12 protein-coding genes are annotated in these 14,296 nt (G+C 54.0%); 7 read left to right on the forward strand and 5 right to left on the reverse strand.

What is annotated here, in order from left to right:
• Nucleotides 1–7 precede the first annotated feature (7 nt).
• The 4 genes from adk to ACQKE4_RS10715 all read left to right on the forward strand — a co-directional run bounded on the left by adk (nucleotide 8) and on the right by ACQKE4_RS10715 (nucleotide 3,367).
• Complete coding sequence (adk, locus tag ACQKE4_RS10700; protein ID WP_427388319.1) at nucleotides 8–661, forward strand: adenylate kinase; 654 nt, start codon at nucleotides 8–10, stop codon at nucleotides 659–661.
• Nucleotides 662–812: 151 nt separating this feature from the next.
• The gene (gene tsaB / locus ACQKE4_RS10705) at nucleotides 813–1,511 is read left to right on the forward strand and encodes a tRNA (adenosine(37)-N6)-threonylcarbamoyltransferase complex dimerization subunit type 1 TsaB (protein WP_427388320.1); all 699 of its coding nucleotides are present in this window, start codon (nucleotides 813–815) and stop codon (nucleotides 1,509–1,511) included.
• A complete protein-coding gene (locus ACQKE4_RS10710) occupies nucleotides 1,508–2,215 on the forward strand; it encodes a class I SAM-dependent methyltransferase (protein ID WP_427388322.1) in 708 nt (235 codons plus the stop codon). The genes tsaB and ACQKE4_RS10710 overlap by 4 nt, the downstream gene beginning before the upstream one ends.
• 30 nt (nucleotides 2,216–2,245) lie before the next feature.
• A complete protein-coding gene (locus tag ACQKE4_RS10715; RefSeq protein WP_427388323.1) occupies nucleotides 2,246–3,367 on the forward strand; it encodes a phospholipase D-like domain-containing protein in 1,122 nt (373 codons plus the stop codon).
• 3 nt (nucleotides 3,368–3,370) lie between these two features.
• Here the strand turns inward: ACQKE4_RS10715 and ACQKE4_RS10720 are convergent, their stop codons facing one another.
• Complete coding sequence (locus ACQKE4_RS10720; RefSeq protein ID WP_427388324.1) at nucleotides 3,371–4,030, reverse strand: YecA family protein; 660 nt, start codon at nucleotides 4,028–4,030, stop codon at nucleotides 3,371–3,373.
• Between the two features lie 151 nt (nucleotides 4,031–4,181).
• Here ACQKE4_RS10720 and ACQKE4_RS10725 point away from each other — a divergent pair, with 151 nt between their 5' ends.
• Together ACQKE4_RS10725 and acs are read left to right on the forward strand one after the other, a co-directional pair.
• Nucleotides 4,182–4,676 carry a SprT-like domain-containing protein gene (locus ACQKE4_RS10725; protein ID WP_427388325.1) on the forward strand — a complete coding sequence of 165 codons (495 nt, stop codon included), beginning with the start codon at nucleotides 4,182–4,184 and terminating at the stop codon, nucleotides 4,674–4,676.
• A gap of 210 nt (nucleotides 4,677–4,886) precedes the next feature.
• On the forward strand, nucleotides 4,887–6,836 hold the full coding sequence (gene acs, locus ACQKE4_RS10730; RefSeq protein ID WP_427388326.1) for an acetate--CoA ligase: 1,950 nt from the start codon (nucleotides 4,887–4,889) through the stop codon (nucleotides 6,834–6,836).
• Nucleotides 6,837–6,974: 138 nt separating this feature from the next.
• On the opposite strand, the gene ACQKE4_RS10735 is transcribed toward acs, so the two are convergent.
• Entirely contained in the window at nucleotides 6,975–7,100 is a 126-nt protein-coding gene (locus ACQKE4_RS10735; protein WP_427388327.1) for a hypothetical protein, read from the reverse strand.
• On the opposite strand from ACQKE4_RS10735, the gene ACQKE4_RS10740 reads away from it, so the two are divergent.
• Complete coding sequence (locus ACQKE4_RS10740; protein ID WP_007113812.1) at nucleotides 7,099–7,761, forward strand: response regulator; 663 nt, start codon at nucleotides 7,099–7,101, stop codon at nucleotides 7,759–7,761. The two genes, ACQKE4_RS10735 and ACQKE4_RS10740, sit on opposite strands and share 2 nt — an antisense overlap.
• Nucleotides 7,762–7,802: 41 nt before the next feature.
• Here ACQKE4_RS10740 and ACQKE4_RS10745 read toward each other — a convergent pair whose 3' ends face one another.
• From ACQKE4_RS10745 to ACQKE4_RS10755, 3 genes are all read right to left on the reverse strand, one after another.
• Nucleotides 7,803–11,744 carry a NahK/ErcS family hybrid sensor histidine kinase/response regulator gene (locus ACQKE4_RS10745; protein WP_427388328.1) on the reverse strand — a complete coding sequence of 1,314 codons (3,942 nt, stop codon included), beginning with the start codon at nucleotides 11,742–11,744 and terminating at the stop codon, nucleotides 7,803–7,805.
• A 111-nt stretch (nucleotides 11,745–11,855) separates the two neighbouring features.
• Entirely contained in the window at nucleotides 11,856–12,365 is a 510-nt protein-coding gene (locus ACQKE4_RS10750) for a hypothetical protein (protein ID WP_427388329.1), read from the reverse strand.
• Between the two features lie 147 nt (nucleotides 12,366–12,512).
• Nucleotides 12,513–14,294 (reverse strand): sodium:solute symporter family protein, encoded by a 1,782-nt coding sequence (locus ACQKE4_RS10755; protein ID WP_427388330.1) that lies wholly within the window; start codon nucleotides 14,292–14,294, stop codon nucleotides 12,513–12,515.
• Between the last annotated feature and the right edge of the window lie 2 nt (nucleotides 14,295–14,296).

A 14,296-nucleotide genomic window follows, 5' to 3' on the forward strand; every position in this document is an offset into this window, starting at 1 on the left:
CAGTGCCATGCGTTTGATCCTGTTGGGTGCCCCCGGCGCCGGGAAGGGGACTCAAGCTCAGTTTATTTGCGAGCAATTTAAGATTCCTCAGATTTCCACCGGGGATATGCTGCGCACCGCCATTAAAGACGGCACTGAACTGGGTCTGAAAGTCAAAGCGATCATGAACAGTGGCGGTTTAGTGTCAGACGACATTATCATCGACCTGGTAAAAGAGCGGATCAGCCAGCCAGACTGCGAAAATGGTTTTCTGTTCGATGGCTTTCCACGCACGATTCCGCAGGCCGACGCTATGAAAGAGGGCGGCGTCAAATTGGATCATGTGGTAGAAATCGCCGTTCCCGATGAGGAGATCGTTAGCCGTTTAGCGGGGCGTCGTGTTCACCAGGCCTCTGGCCGGGTTTATCACGTTGAGCACAACCCACCCAAAGAGCCCGGTAAAGACGATGTGACCGGTGAGACGCTTATCCAGCGTGAAGATGATCAAGAATCTACGGTGCGTAATCGCCTGTCGGTTTATCACGACCAAACCGCACCGCTGGTTAATTACTACCAGCAGTGGGCGGCGCAGGATCCACAGGGCGCCCCCCAGTATCACCGCATCGAAGGGGTTGGCAGCGTGACGGATATTACCCGCCAAGTGAAAGAAGCCCTTAGCTGATACAAACCCTGAGCTGATAAAAGCTCTTAGCTGGTAAAAGAATTAGTTAACCGCTTTACAACGTTGACGATGGCCCGCTTAGGCGGGCCATCGTCGTGGTGGCATGACAAAGGTATAATGCCGTAACTTTTCTTTCGAGTGGCTACTTGCTATGCCGTTACACCTGCTTGCCCTTGACGCTTCATCAAGCGCCTGTTCAGCGGCGCTGCTGCGCGAAGATGATGCGGGGACAGAATGCCTGGCGCGATTTGAAATGACGCCCCGCGCCCATACGCGGCGCTTAATGCCAATGGTCGATGAGGTGCTTGCCGAAGCGCAGCTCTCTCCTTCCCACCTTGATGCGGTCGCCTTTGGGCGCGGTCCCGGTTCGTTTACCGGCCTGCGCATTGCGGCGGGCGTTGCACAGGGGCTGGCATTCGGTTTGGACTGTCCCCTGTTAGGCGTCTCAACGCTCGAGGCTCTCGCTCTCCAAGCCCATCGCCGCTACCACCTTCGCCACGTGGTGACTGCTTTAGATGCGCGCATGGGTGAGGTATACGCCGCCACATGGCACTGCCTAAAAGATACCATCACGCCGATGAGTGCCGAAGCCGTGCTAGCACCCGAGGCGCTACGTTTACCAAGTGGGGAAACTGACTGGGTAGGCGTTGGCAGCGGTTTTACGCTGTGGGAGCGGTTTTCAACCAGTGTACATGTGAGCATGCCTCAGCATTTGGAAGACCTTGAGCCGCGAGCAGAGGAAATGGCCTGGTTAGGCGCGCGGGATTTTGCCGCTGGATTAGGCCAGGCTGCTCACTTGGTTCAGCCCGTTTATCTACGCAACGACGTTGCCTGGAAAAAACCTGCATGATGCTGGTCGATGCAATAGCGCTGCCGTCTCAGCTAGCATTAGCGCAGCGAGATGGGCGATTGGTACTGGTAGGCGATGAAGCAAATTATGGGAAGCCGCTCAGCGTTGATTTCGTCTCTGGCAAAGCTGCGCATCGGCGCCAGTTTGGTGGCGGTCGTGGCCAGCTAGTTGCAAAGGCGTGTGGGCTAAGTAAAGGTATTACACCGAGTATTGTGGATGCGACTGCTGGGCTGGGACGCGATGCGTTTGTGCTGGCTGGTTTAGGTGCTCAGGTGTTGTTAATTGAGCGGGTTGCGGCGATTGCGGCACTATTGGAAGATGGCTTGGCACGTGCGCTGCGCCATACCGATACCGCGGAGATTGCTGCCCGTATGACCCTGCGTCATGGTGATGCAGCCGAAGCTCTAGCGGCGCTTGTCGCTAGTGCCGACTTCGCACCCCAGGTGATCCATCTGGATCCGATGTTTCCTCACCGCGAAAAGTCAGCACTGGTAAAAAAGGAGATGCGTCTATTTCGCGAGTTGGCAGGGGATGATAACGATGCCCCTCGGCTGCTTGAGGCCGCCCTAGATGTGGCCACCCACCGGGTGGTGGTAAAGCGGCCCCGCAAAGCGCCACCCATTGCCGGACCTGCTCCGCAGCATACGCTGGAGGGTAAAACCAGCCGCTATGATTTATATGTCCATCGCTCGCTAGCGCGTTAAAGGCTATCCGCTTATTAGTCAGGAGTATGAATGCACAACGTGTGGCGAGAAGGTAATCAATTCACCCTGCTGCCGGAGGCCTCGCGGTTTCTGCCAGCCATGTTTGAAGCGATCAATGCCGCCCAGCACTATGTGCTGGTAGAGCTCTATTTGATGGAGTCAGGCGAGCTGGCCGATCAAGTCAGCGAGGTGTTGATTAACGCCGTTCAGCGGGGAGTTAGCGTCTGTTTACTGCTGGATGGCTACGGCTCGATGGGGCTATCCAACGATGATCGCCAACGCCTGCGACAGGGCGGCGTTCAACTGCGCTTTTTTAACCCTATAGGATTTCACTCTTTAGCGCTTAATCTTAGCCGTGACCATCGCAAAATAGTGGTTATTGATGGTGTGCTGGCGTTTACCGGTGGCTTTGGTGCGGTAGATGAGTTCCTCAATGCTTGGTACGAAATTGCGCTACGTATTGAAGGGCCAGTGGTCGCTGACTGGGAGCAGCTGTTTCGACGGCTGTGGAGCTCGCGGCTAACCCGTAATGAAAAGGGCGATAGTAGCCGTGGGGTGCTGCCTGAGCAGCGTGAGCCACAGGTGCATACTAGTGGGGTTTCAGGCCGTGCGATGTCAGCGCGTGGCTATCGTTACCAAGCGATTCGCCATTCACTGCATGATCGCGTTAACCACGCGGGCGAAAGAGTGTGGCTGTGTACGCCCTATTTTGTACCTACCTTTGCCTTACGCCGCCGCTTGATTAGGGCGGCGCGCCGCGGCATTGATGTGCGGCTGCTGCTGCCAGGGGATAAGCATGATCATCCCGGCGTTCGATTTGCGGGTCAGCGTTTTTACCAGGCACTATTAAAAGCAGGGGTGCGTATTTATGAGTTTCAGCCGACCTTTATTCACGCCAAGTTTGTGCTAATTGATGATTGGATAAGTATTGGGTCATGTAACTTCGACCACTGGAATTTGCACTGGAACCTGGAGGCCAATCAAGAGGTGATTGATCCTCAACTGGCAGCCGAAGTACGCCAGCTATTTGAGCGTAATTTTGCGGCCAGCCAGGAAGTAGACGCCGTCGCTTGGGCCGCGCGCCCCTGGGGGCAGCGCGCTCGCGAGTGGATCTATGGGGTGTTGGATGCCATGGTAACGCGACTTAAATAAGCGTTAGCGTTTTTTGCCTTTAGAGGGTGTCTTCTTGCGTGGTTTGGGCTTGGCCGTTTCCGGCGGCACGCGGTAGTGCAGATAAAGATCAAGCACCAGTTCCGGTAACTGGGCCACCAGTGACTCCTGGCGCGCCTGATCCTTTGCCAGCTCGGCCATATCGGGCTCTTCTTCGAATAGCCCAGAGAGCAGCATAAACGGCAGCAGCAGCGTTGCAGCGGCTTCTTCATCATCCTGGAACCAAGCACTTTCATCGCTGAAGACACCTTCCATAAAGCCTGCACACCAGTCTCCAATAGGTGTATCTTCAGCGGGCTCTCCTCCCAGCGTTAACTCGAAAGGCAGCTCCGGTAATCCGCCTTGCTCAAGTAACGCTACAGCATTTTCACGCAGTAAGGTCAGCAGGGTGATAATCTCATCGCGCTCGGCATTATCTGCGTAGCGCGGTTCGCCCTGGAACAGTTCTGCTAACCATTGGGTGGGCGGTACTTCGCTGGGCGCGACGGCCAGAGCGACGAGAAAACCATGGGCAGAAATGAGATCCAGGGCATCCTCGTCCACTTGTTCCGAGGCAAGGAAGTCATCCAGTCTATCCAGTTGCTCGTCGTCGAGCAGTGGCTGTGGTGGCGTGTTGGTTTCAGGCGTGTCACTGCGCTCTGCCATGAGTAAAGCCTCGTCAATGCGAATCGGTAATCAACGGTTAGCATGTATCGAAATCAACATGCGCCTAAATTAATATCTATCTATGACGGCTAGTTTATCACTAATGAAGACGACACCACTGCCCCCTTGGCCTACCGCTGAACTATCCGCTATGACAAAAGCTGATTTGCATAAGGCTGCCGAGGTACGCGTAGAGCAGGCGTGGCAGCGCTGCCTGGAGGTCAATGCGTCGTTACCCCGCCCTAGGGTATGGTTTGACTTGCGAGGCGCCTCAGCAGGTCAGGCGCATTTAGGACGTGGCGGTTTGCGCCTAAACCCTATCCTGATGGATGAGAACAGGCGGGCTTTTTTTGATGAGGTGATCCCTCACGAAATGGCCCACTGGCTAGTGTTTCACTTGGAAAACGGGGCGCGTTTAAAACCCCATGGTCGTGAATGGAAAACGGTGATGCGCGACCTGTTTGGCTTGGTCCCCAGTGTGACCCACCGGTTTGATGTTCAGCGGTCACAGGCGGCACCTTATCGTTATCAGTGTGGTTGCCAAATCCACCGCTTTACTACGCGACGTCATGCTTTAGTGGTAAACGGACGCCGTTACCGTTGCCGGCACTGCGCTAAGACCTTGGTATACACTCCCGAAGATTAATGCTGATTTGTTTTTAAATATATGTTTTTTAAGAAAAAAATGTTAATACCAATGTCTAAAGGGAAGCCCGTGCGAGGAGGTTTATGCTAGGGCTAGATTAATAGCTGTCGATACGCCCAGACACGGCTGACAAAGCCAATGAAAAACATAAAATGATCGTATCGACACCATTTTCCAAGAGAGTGCATTTTCACGGACAGAGGCAATTTCATGAGCAATCAACAGAACGTCTATCCGGTGCGCGACGACTTCGCCGCCAATGCGTGGGCCGATAAAGCCAAATATTCGGCCATGTATCAGCAGTCGATGGACGATCCGGAAGGCTTCTGGGCCGAGCAGGCCAAGCGCCTTGACTGGATTAAAGCGCCTACCAAAATCAAAAATACCTCCTTTGCACGTGACAACGTCGATATTCGTTGGTTTGAAGATGGTCTGCTTAACGTCAGCGCTAACTGCCTGGATCGCCATCTAGATAAGCGCGGTGATCAAACGGCGATTATTTGGGAGGGTGACAACCCCAACGAATCCAAGCACATTACCTATCGTGAGCTCTATGCGCGTACGAACCAGCTTGCTAACGCGCTAAAAGAGTTAGGCATTGGTAAGGGTGACACTGTTACGCTTTACATGCCGATGATTCCTGAGGCGGCCATGGCGATGCTTGCCTGTGCGCGTATCGGCGCGGTGCATTCGGTTGTGTTTGGCGGCTTCTCTCCAGATGCGGTCGCCCAACGGGTGATTGGCTCGGACTCCAGGCTGGTCATCACTGCCGATGAATCAGTGCGCGGTGGTAAGCATGTACCGCTGAAAGAGAACGTGGATGCCGCGCTGACCCGTGAAGGCACCGATGTATGCAAAAACGTACTGGTTGTAAAGCGTACCGGTGGTGAGATTGAGTGGAAAGAAGGCCGCGATATTTGGTTTGATGAACTCGTTGATCAGCAGTCCAGCGAGTGCGAAGCCGAAGCGATGGGCGCTGAAGATCCACTGTTTATTCTGTATACCTCTGGCTCTACTGGCGCACCGAAAGGTTTGAAGCATACAACGGGTGGCTACCTGACCTATGCTGCGATGACTCACCAGTATGTGTTTGATTATCAGGAAGGCGAAATCTACTGGTGTACTGCTGACGTTGGTTGGGTAACCGGCCATAGCTACATCGTTTATGGCCCGCTGGCGAACGGCGCTACCACGTTAATGTTTGAAGGCGTACCGAGTTATCCCACTCATGGTCGCCTGGGCGAGATCGTTGATAAGCACAACGTTAATATTCTTTATACTGCGCCAACTGCCGTACGCGCACTGATGGCCCATGGAGATAATGTGATGGATTCCAGTAAGCGCGATAGCCTGCGCTTGTTGGGTTCAGTGGGCGAGCCGATCAACCCAGAAGCGTGGGAGTGGTTCTATCGTGTTATCGGCAATGAGAAATGCCCGATTGTAGATACTTGGTGGCAGACAGAAACCGGTGGCATCATGATTGCCCCGCTACCAGGATCAACGCCGCTTAAACCTGGTTCTGCGACGATGCCTTTCTTTGGTGTTAAACCAGCGCTAGTCGACAATGAAGGTAAGATCCTTGAAGGCGCGACCGAAGGCAATTTGGTCATTCTCGACTCCTGGCCAGGGCAGGCGCGCTCTATCTGGGGCGACCATGAGCGCTATATCCAGACCTACTTTTCGACCTACGATGGCATGTACTTCACGGGTGATGGCTGCCGCCGCGATGAGGATGGCTACTTCTGGATTACCGGCCGCGTAGATGACGTCCTCAACGTTTCGGGCCACCGCATGGGTACCGCCGAGATTGAATCGTCGCTTGTTGCGCACAGCGCCGTCGCTGAAGCGGCTGTGGTGGGTTTCCCTCACGATATTAAGGGACAAGGCATCTATATCTATGTCACCCTGAATGACGGTATTGAGGCGACAGATGAACTCAAAAAAGAGCTGACGTTGTGGGTACGTAAAGATATTGGACCGATTGCTTCGCCCGATGTGATTCAGTGGGCACCAGGATTGCCGAAAACGCGCTCGGGTAAAATCATGCGACGCATTTTACGCAAGATTGCTGCTAATGAGTGTGATGGCTTGGGCGATACCAGCACGTTGGCCGACCCCTCCGTGGTGGATGAGCTGATTGAGCATCGTGCGAATCAGTAATGGCGACACCGCTACAGGCTGTTTAGCCTAAGGTGAACAGTGCCGGCCCACGTAGGTCGGCACTGTTGTTTTGTAGGTATGAGTTTATTTGTAGATAAGTTTTCAATGGCACCAGTTTTCAGTTGTATGAACGATCTATTATAAATTGTGCATGTGATGCTTGGGCATGTTGAAGCCCATGGGGTACCATGCTTCACAACCGTAAGAGCCTAGCGTCGCGGCGGCAGACAACCCCGCTGCCCGAGGAACCGGAGGAATATCCATGGCAGTAGCTCATAAGTTTATCGTCGCAGACGATCACCCGCTGTTTCGTGCAGCGCTGACACAAGCGTTACGCCAATTAGCCCCCCAGGCGGAAATTGTCGAAGCGGATACCATGGAAGCCACGACTGATGTGGTGAATCGCCACCCAGATGCTGATTTGATTCTTCTCGACCTGCACATGCCAGGAGCCCACGGCTTCTCTGGCCTAATTCAACTGCGGGGTCAGATGCCTGATATTCCGGTAGCGGTGGTGTCAGGCAGTGATGAGCCGTATGTGGTTCGTCGTGCTATTGACTACGGCGCGTCGGGTTTTATCCCTAAATCATCGTCACTACAACTAATTGCTGAGGCCGTAGGCGAAATCCTGCAGGGTGAAGTGTGGTTGCCAGAGGCGCTGGCTAACGTGCTGGAAGAGACCAGTGAAGAGGAGTCGCGCTTTGCTGAGGCGATTGCATCGCTAACCCCCCAGCAGTTCCGTGTCTTGAACATGCTGACGGAAGGCCTGCTGAACAAACAGATCGCCTACGAGCTAAGTGTCTCTGAAGCAACTATCAAGGCCCACGTGACAGCGATTCTACGCAAACTAGGCGTACATTCCCGTACCCAAGCGGTTATCGCTGCACAGAAGTTGGAAGTCGAACCGCCTAAAGTCGTTTCTTAAGAACTGAATAAGCCTTTGAGTAAATCCCGCAGGCGCGGCGCTTAACGCGCCGCGCGATTGGCTTGTAAGGTGCGGGTAAGTAAGGCACGCAGTGCGGCGGGTTTAACGGGCTTCAGCAGCAGTTGATATCCCGCCCGTTTAATCTCTTCAGCAACGGCTTCAGTACGATCAGCGGTAATCACAATCCCCGGTACTGCCCCCTCAAAACGCTCGCTCAATGCTTCCAGTGCCATTAATCCTGTGACTTCGTTATCAAGGTGGTAGTCCGCCAGGATAGCATCGGGGTCGCCATCCATATTGCGTAGAATTGATTTGGCCCCACCAATGCTGGTGGCAGTGAACACTTCGCAGCCCCAGCCGCTTAGCATGGCGGTCATGCCTTCTAGGATCAGCGTTTCGTTATCAATACACACAATCCGAGTGCTGCTAAGTTTATGACTGCCGCGCCGTGCCTGGGGTTCGAGATCGCTATCGCTGGCCTCGCGAGCGGCCACTATCGGCACGCTGACCGAGAAAACCGCTCCGCGGCCTACCGTTGAGCGGACTTTAATCGGATGGTCGAGTACCCGGCTCATACGGTCAGCAATCGATAGCCCCAGCCCAAGGCCTTTTTCACTCTCTTTATGGCGTGAAACCTGATCTAAGCGACGGAATTCCTGGAAAATCTCGGTGAGCTTGGACTCGGGAATGCCTGGGCCACTGTCCCACACTTCAATGGAAAGCCAGTTGCCTTGGCGCCGACAGCCTAATAAGACGCGGCCTTCTTGGGTGTAACGAATGGCATTGGATAAGAAGTTCTGCACGATACGGCGCAGCATCTGTGGGTCTGAGTCGACCCACAGGCGGGTCGGCACTACCTCTAAGTCGAGTCCGCGATCATCCGCCATCACTTCGAACTCAGCGCGCAGCGGACGGAAGATGTCCGATAGTGCGAAGTGGCTACGGCGGGGGGTGAGTGCGCCAGCATCCAGTTTGGAAATATCCAGCAGGGTGCTAAGCAGTTCCTCGGCAGCCTGCAGCGAGTTATCGATATGACCGACAATGCGCTGGGTATCGGTGGTAGTAACGTTTTGCATTAATGCTGAGGTAAAAAGCCGTGCCGCGTTGAGTGGTTGCAGTAAATCATGGCTGGCAGCGGCCAAAAAGCGTGTCTTAGAGGCGTTAGCATCTTCTGCCAATTGCTTAGCCTGGCGAAGCGCTAGCTCAGCCTCAGCACGCACACGGTTCTCTTGGCGCAGTGCCGCGTTCGCTTCAGAGAGCGCCTGGGTACGTTCGCGTACGCGCTCTTCAAGGGTTTCATTAGTCTCTTTAAGGGCAATTTCGGCCTGGCGGCGCTCGGTAATATCCTGATAAAGCGCAAAAAAGCCCAGAATTGATTGGCTGTCGCCAAAGTGGGGTGTGTAGGTGACCAGCATATAGCGCATTGCATCACTGACCCGCAGGGAGACTTCAAAGCTGACCCGCTCACCGTTTAGCGCTCGCGCCACCCAGGGCGCTCGCTCTTCCGCCTGTTGGATCTGCAGTACGTCTTGAAAGCGACGACCAATTACCGCATTACGATCGATACTGAAGGCCTGTTCATAGGCGCGGTTGGTAAATAGATAGCGGCACTCTTTATCAAAGTAGGCAATCAGAGCAGGCACGTTGTCGGTATAGATACGGATATTGTTTTCCGAGCGAATCAGCGCCTCTTCGATCCGTTTTTGCTGGGTAATGTCCTGATAGGTATACACAAATCCGCCGCCCGGCATGGGGTTGCCCTGTACTTCAAGCACGCTGCCATCCTGGCGGTAGCGCACATAACGGTGGGGCTGGCCTTCGCGAATATTGTCGAGCAGTAGCTGTACGTGCTCTTCCGGGTCACCTGGGCCATATTCGCCGTTGTGGGCGTTGTAACGGAAGATACGGTCAATGGGAGCGCCCACGCGAATCAAATGGTCAGGGAAGCGGAATAGTTCCAGGTAACGTTGGTTCCATACCACCAGCCGCAAGTTCTGGTCGACAACGCTGATGCCTTGATTAATGTTTTCGATAGTGGCTTGGAGCAGCGCCCGGTTGAACTCCAGTACCTGAGAGGCTTCATCGACGATTGAAATAACATCCGAGATGCCAATGCCGCGCCCTTGAAGCGCCGAGTTAACCACGATTCGCGCTGATGAGGCGCCCAGCACCGAGGCCAGAAAGCGTTCGGTAAATTGAATAATATCAATAGAGGCGCGAGTGCCATCGTCCAGCGGTTTACCGGAACGGCGTGCGTAATCTTCAAACGCCCGGTCAACTTGTCCCGCACCAAGAAAGCGCTCACACAGCACTTTTAAGTCGCCGACGGTAGTCGCCCCCGTCCAGGGGCGGTTAACCGAGGTTTGGCGTGTTTCTACGCTATCGACGAACAGTGAGGCTTGAATACGCTCAACCACCCGCTGGGAGGTGACCTGCGAAACAAAAATGTAGCAGAACAGGTTAACCCCAAGGGAAAGCATCACACCGTGGGTAAAGCTATCGCCCAGGTTAAGACCAAAGAGTGACGTTGGCGATAGCCAGTTAAGACCTAGCGGCCCTCCTTCAAGCCACAGCGTCGGTAGCACACCGGCATTAATCATGGCAGGCATGAGTAGGCTGTACGCCCAGATGGCGAAGCCAGCATTCATGCCCACCACTACACCGAGCCGATTGCCGCGCTTCCAATAGAGCCCACCAATCACTGCAGGAGCAAACTGCGCCGCAGCTGCAAATGACAGCATGCCGATAGATGCCAGTGAGGTGAATTCAGCAATTAGTTGGTAGAAGCCATAGGCCATGGCCAAAACGGCGACAATGGTTAGCCGGCGGGCGCGCAGTACCAAACGCCCGTAATCCCGGGCTTTGGTATCAAACCAGCGCAGTCGGAAGAGTGCCGGGATAACGATTTCATTGGAGATCATGATCGAGACGGCCACCGCCGCCACAATCACCATGCCGGTGGCCGCCGAGAAGCCGCCAATAAAGGTAAGTAGCGTTAGCCACTGATGGCCTGAGGCCATCGATAGCGCCAATACGTAGGTGTCGGGCTCTACACCGCTTTCGGAAAATAGCAGCAGACCCGCAGCTGCCAACGGTACGACAAAAAAGGCAATCGCCAGCAGATAGAGTGGGAATAACCAGCGGGCTTTGGTGGCATCGTCAGGGTGAATATTTTCGACGACGGCGACATGGAACTGACGCGGCAAACAGAGTATCGCCAGCATCGCCAGCAGGGTTTGTGCCCAGAAGCTTTGGCCAAAATCCTGATTGGCAAGCTGGCGCTGAAGTTCAAGCTGGCTTTCAGCGTGGCCCATTAACTCGCCTAAGCCACCAAACATGCCCCAGGTGACAAAAGCGCCGAGTACCAAAAAAGCCAACAGCTTAACCAACGATTCAAAGGCTACCGCATGAATCAATCCTTCGTGGTGCTCGGTGGCATCGGTGTGTCGGGTGCCAAACAAAATGGCGAAGATTGCCATGACGATGGCGACAAAGAACGCGGTATCGCCAAACAGCGGCGTATGGGTCACATCAGCGGCGTCGGTGAGCACGCTAAACGAGGTGGAAACCGCTTTTAACTGAAGTGCGATATAGGGCAGGGTGCCGACGAGGGCCACTAGGCTTGCAAAGGCGGCCAGCGACTGAGTTTTGCCGTAGCGGGAGGCGATAAAGTCGGCAATAGAGGTAACGTTTTGGTGTTTGGCGACGCGAATCATTTTGGCCAGTACAGGCCAGAAGAGTAAAAAGGTCAGGATAGGGCCAACAAAGATACTGGCAAAAGACCAGCCTGCGGTTGCCGCTTGGCCTACCGCACCGTAAAACGTCCATGAGGTGCAGTAAATGGCCAGCGCCAAACTATAGATAATCGGCCGCCGCCGAGAGGCACCATGGGTACGCGCACGGCGGTCTCCGTACCAAGCGATGCCAAATAAAACGGCAATATAGAGTAGCGATACCGCTACCAGTAGCCCGCCGTGAAACATGCCTCTCTCCCCGCCAGAGTGTGCGACCCGCTTATAACATTCGCTGTTTAAAAAGGCTTCATTCTAGGCGATATACATGGCTGTGTACGACCACTTGATACGCTTATATTGTTATGGACATACACTGTTTAGCAGCGGTGAGGTTTCACGCAATGTACGTATCTCTTCCAGAATCGGTTCGCGGGACTCTTTATTCAGAGGCACCAGTTCTCGGCTATCACAGTTCAGTAAATAGGGTTGGGTAATGATGATGTCGGTGTAGTGGCGTTCAAACTGATAAAGAATAAACTCTGCCAGAAGAGCGTCATCCTGCTCAATTAACCGAATGTTTTCACTATCGACCACGCTGAATTTGGTGGTCATGGGAATGGCAAAGGTCCACGGGCGCCATACCGCTGTTTCCGTATCACTGGAAATTACTGTGGTGGTTTCGGGGAGCTGTGCCTGCTTATGCTCAAACCAGGTGTACTCCACATGAACTTGATAGCCCAACATACCCAGCCCACCAAAAACCGGTACGATCCACGAAGGAAGTCGTTTAGCGCTTAGGGTGCGCAGTATCAGGCCAATCCCTGCGGCCGCAAGGCCTGCAAAAATGGCGGCAATCAAATGCCAGATCATAAAATATCCTTACTAGAAGCCATCTCTAAAAACCTTTTCTAAAAGCTTTTTTAAAAGCATCGGGCCTCCCTAAGGAAGCCCGATGGTGAGGTCAGTTCCAAAGCGTGGTCACTGCAGAGTGCTAACACGCCAGGAATTGATTATGACTTAATGATTGATCGCCATACCAGCACCTTTGGGGTAGCGAACGCTTTCCACTAGATCCTGGATCTCTTGTGGTGGCGCTTTCGTTACACTGGAGACCGCGAAGGCGACGGCGAAGTTAATCATCGCGCCTACGGCACCAAAGGAGAGCGGGGAGATGCCCAGGATCCAATTGTCAGGCGTGTTCGCCAGCATATTGGTGCCCGGCACGAAGAACCAGCCCAGGTAGGTGAAGATGTACAGCAAGGTACAAATCAAGCCTGCCAACATACCGGCAATCGCACCCGCGCTGTTCATCCGCTTGGAGAAAATACCCATCATCAGTGCAGGGAAGAGCGATGCACCGGCGATACCAAAGGCCAACGCCACCGTTTGTGCCGCAAACCCTGGCGGATTAAGACCCAGGTAAGTGGCCAGCAGTATAGCGCCACCCATGGAGATCCGAGCTGCCAGCATCTCGCCTTTCTCGGAAATCTTCGGATTGATCATCGTTTTGATCAAGTCATGACTGATGGCCGAAGAGATTGCCAGTAGCAACCCTGCTGCAGTAGATAGCGCCGCGGCGATACCGCCTGCTGCAATCAAACCGATGACCCAGCCGGGGAGGTTGGCAATTTCAGGGTTAGCGAGTACTAGAATATCGTTGTTTACCGTCAGCTCGTTGCCTTCCCAACCACGCTCAGAGTAATCGACAGCGTCGTTATACATCTGAATACGGCCATCGTTGTTCAGGTCGTTGAAGGTAATTAAGCCTGTGTCTTCCCAGGTGCGAAACCACCCAGGACGCTCTTCGTAAAGAATTGGGTTTTGCGCTGCCTCTTCATAGTTCTCTACCTGCCCCGCCATTTCTGGATACACCGTAGTAGCCAAGTTCAGGCGTGCCATGGAGCCTACTGCAGGCGCAGTGAGGTACAGTAGTGCGATGAACACCAACGCCCAGCCAGCAGACCAGCGGGCATCAGCGACCTTAGGTACGGTGAAAAAGCGAATGATAACGTGGGGCAAGCCAGCAGTACCGACCATCAGCGACAGGGTGAACAGCACCATGTTCAGCTTGTTGTCCACATCAGCGGTATAGTCCTGGAAACCAAGCGCGTTAACCACCTCATCCAGTTTTTCAAGCAGCGGTATACCTGATTCAGTATGTGTGCTGAACATGCCGAACATGGGGATGGGGTTGCCCGTCAACTGGAAAGCAATAAATACCGCAGGAATGGTGTAAGCCACGATCAGTACGATGTACTGCGCCACCTGCGTGTAGGTAATGCCTTTCATACCGCCGAAAACCGCGTACAGGAAGACGATCAATGCCGCCAGCCAGATACCCCAGGTGTTGCTAACTTCCAAAAAGCGTGAGAAGGCAACGCCTGCACCGGTCATCTGACCGATAACATAAGTAACGGATGCAATAATCAAGCACACGATCGCGACGAAGCGAGCAGTGTTGCTGTAGAAGCGGTCACCGATAAAGTCTGGCACGGTGAACTTGCCGAACTTACGTAGGTAAGGTGCCAACAGCATCGCGAGGATAACGAAGCCGCCGGTCCAGCCCATGAGGAAGGTAGAGTTGGCATATCCTCCTGACGCTAGCAACCCCGCCATCGAGATAAACGATGCTGCTGACATCCAATCCGCCGCAGTAGCCATACCGTTGGTGATCGGGTGAACACCGCCGCCTGCGACGTAGAAGTCTTTTGTCGAGCCGGCGCGCGCCCAGATCGCTATGCCTATATATAAGGCAAAGGAGGCACCGACGAACAGTAAGTTAATTGCAAACTGGCTCATGC

This window comes from Halomonas sp. NPDC076908, assembly GCF_050269715.1.
Classification (GTDB): Bacteria; Pseudomonadota; Gammaproteobacteria; order Pseudomonadales; family Halomonadaceae; genus Vreelandella.

What these genes read in the sequence shown, in the direction of transcription:
- ACQKE4_RS10710 (WP_427388322.1), top strand. Translation starts at nt 1,508, where the DNA reads ATGATGCTGGTCGATGCAATAGCGCTGCCGTCTCAGCTAGCATTAGCG.
- adk (WP_427388319.1), top strand. Translation starts at nt 8, where the DNA reads ATGCGTTTGATCCTGTTGGGTGCCCCCGGCGCCGGGAAGGGGACTCAA.
- ACQKE4_RS10755 (WP_427388330.1), bottom strand. Translation starts at nt 14,294, where the DNA reads ATGAGCCAGTTTGCAATTAACTTACTGTTCGTCGGTGCCTCCTTTGCC.
- ACQKE4_RS10745 (WP_427388328.1), bottom strand. Translation starts at nt 11,744, where the DNA reads ATGTTTCACGGCGGGCTACTGGTAGCGGTATCGCTACTCTATATTGCC.
- acs (WP_427388326.1), top strand. Translation starts at nt 4,887, where the DNA reads ATGAGCAATCAACAGAACGTCTATCCGGTGCGCGACGACTTCGCCGCC.
- ACQKE4_RS10740 (WP_007113812.1), top strand. Translation starts at nt 7,099, where the DNA reads ATGGCAGTAGCTCATAAGTTTATCGTCGCAGACGATCACCCGCTGTTT.
- ACQKE4_RS10720 (WP_427388324.1), bottom strand. Translation starts at nt 4,030, where the DNA reads ATGGCAGAGCGCAGTGACACGCCTGAAACCAACACGCCACCACAGCCA.
- ACQKE4_RS10735 (WP_427388327.1), bottom strand. Translation starts at nt 7,100, where the DNA reads ATGGATATTCCTCCGGTTCCTCGGGCAGCGGGGTTGTCTGCCGCCGCG.
- ACQKE4_RS10725 (WP_427388325.1), top strand. Translation starts at nt 4,182, where the DNA reads ATGACAAAAGCTGATTTGCATAAGGCTGCCGAGGTACGCGTAGAGCAG.
- ACQKE4_RS10715 (WP_427388323.1), top strand. Translation starts at nt 2,246, where the DNA reads ATGCACAACGTGTGGCGAGAAGGTAATCAATTCACCCTGCTGCCGGAG.
- ACQKE4_RS10750 (WP_427388329.1), bottom strand. Translation starts at nt 12,365, where the DNA reads ATGATCTGGCATTTGATTGCCGCCATTTTTGCAGGCCTTGCGGCCGCA.
- tsaB (WP_427388320.1), top strand. Translation starts at nt 813, where the DNA reads ATGCCGTTACACCTGCTTGCCCTTGACGCTTCATCAAGCGCCTGTTCA.